Annotated in this window: 2 protein-coding genes; one reads left to right on the top strand and one right to left on the bottom strand. The window is 68.3% G+C overall.

Features of this window, described 5'->3' with window-relative positions; all coding sequences use genetic code 11:
• The coding region (locus I5I_RS05525) for a hypothetical protein (RefSeq protein ID WP_036317454.1) at window positions 1-688 on the top strand (688 nt) is incomplete at its 5' end.
• A gap of 29 nt (window positions 689-717) precedes the next feature.
• On the opposite strand, the gene I5I_RS05520 is transcribed toward I5I_RS05525, so the two are convergent.
• The coding region (locus I5I_RS05520; protein ID WP_036317453.1) for an MFS transporter at window positions 718-1,827 on the bottom strand (1,110 nt) is incomplete at its 5' end.

Raw genomic sequence — 1,827 nt, 5'->3', positions numbered from 1 at the left:
CTGGGTCCTCCCGGAAGAAGCACCCGATCCGCGTGCCGCCTCGGAGGCGAGGCTGCGCGCCGTGTCGTTCCCGGTCTTCGAACTGCTCCCGCAACCGGCCGTCACTCGTCTGCCGATCACCGGCTTCACGGAGACATCGGGCTGGGCAGGTCACGAAGGGCTGACGGTGGAGTTCTCGTACACGCTGTGGCGGTACCCCGAGGATCGATCCGATCCGCGCAATGAGATCGAACTCGACGAGCAGACACGGCGTTCCATCGAGGAAGAACCCCCGTGGGGACGACCGGCCTGGCTCGCCGAACAGGCCCAGCTCTTCCGGTATCCGATGCTGTGGAGTGCCGTCCGCACGGCATGGCAGGCATCGCCCGAACCGGAGAGGCACGCGCTCACGCCGGTGCTCATCGACCACACCAATGACGTGCTGCGCAACGTCTACCGCGAACAGCTGGGTCTGCCCGCGGTTCCCATGAGCTTTCCGGATGCCGGTGGCTGGCGCGCGACGCCGGCGGTCGTGGCCCCGGCGTCGCTCACCGTCGACGGCCGGGACCGTTCCGGCCTGCATATCGACACCGACCCCTTCGTCTACGCGTGCGGGTTCCGTGCCGACGACGGTGTCGTCTGCACGATCGTGCTGCCACGGGACAGCCTGCCGTTTCTCGACCTGGAGATCACGACGCTGGGACGATGAGATCGACACGCGCGGACGAGTGTGCGCCGTCACCGCGGGTCGTCGGCACCGCCATCCGGCTCTGCCAGCACCGGTTTCGCCGCGGCGATCGATGAGATCGAGCGCCAGACGAGGAGGAGCGTCAACGCCGATCCGCCGAACGCGAACCACCAGGGGGCCGTGAGTCCCCAGGTCTGAGCGATCACGCCGCCGAGGGCCTGACCGATGACGAGCCCCGCGAAGACGCCGACCATGTTCACCGACGCGATGCGGCCCTGCAGCGTCAACGGCACGAGGCGCTGGCGGACGGTGGTCGAGATCGTCGCCCAGACGAACGCGTACACGCCGAAGCCGAACATGATCACGAACGCGATCGCGGGCACCGTCGTCAGCGCGAAGGCGAGGTGCATGATCACTTCGAGCGTCAGACACACCCGCATGAGCGTCGCGAACGAGACGCGCCTCTCGAGCGCGCCGAAGATCCCGACACCGACGAGCCCACCCAGAGCCGATGCCGTCGTCAGCGCTCCGTAGCCGACCGGACCCATGCCGAGATGGTCGGTGGCGTACAGCACGAGAATGCCCCAGGGTGCCGCCCACGTGATGTTGAAGACCAGGATGATCATGACCAGCGTGCGCACGGGCGGGTTCGCCCGCAGCCACCGCAGACCCTCGCGGATCGGCTGCGCCGGCCGCTCGGCATCCGCCGCGTCGCGATCCGGGATCGGCGTGCGGGTGATGCGTGCGATGAGCACGATGGCCAGTGTCACGCAGATGATCTGGGTGACGAACGGCCAGAACGATCCCACCGCGAACAGGAACGCGCCCAGCGGCGGACCGGCGAGCTGGTTCGCGACCAGATAGCCGGCCTGAAGTCTGGCATTGCCGAGACCGAGGTCCGCGGGACGCACGAGCATGGGCAGCAGCGTGCTGCCAGCCGTGTCGGCGAACACCTCCGCTGTTCCGTACAGGAACGCGGCGACCAGCACGATCCACACGCTCACGGCGCCGGTCACGAGGAACACGACCAGGCCCACGACGACGAGGGCGCGCAGGGCGTTCGCGACGATGACGAGCCGGCGGCGGTCGTGATGGTCGGCCACAGACCCCGCGAACAGGCCGAAGAGCAGCCATGGCAGGTACTGCATCATGGCACCGCC

The organism is Microbacterium sp. B24, from assembly GCF_000333415.1.
In the GTDB taxonomy this organism is placed as follows: Bacteria; Actinomycetota; Actinomycetes; order Actinomycetales; family Microbacteriaceae; genus Microbacterium.
The sequence above is the reverse complement of the archived record's forward strand: the minus strand, read 5'-3'. Positions and strand labels throughout refer to the sequence as shown.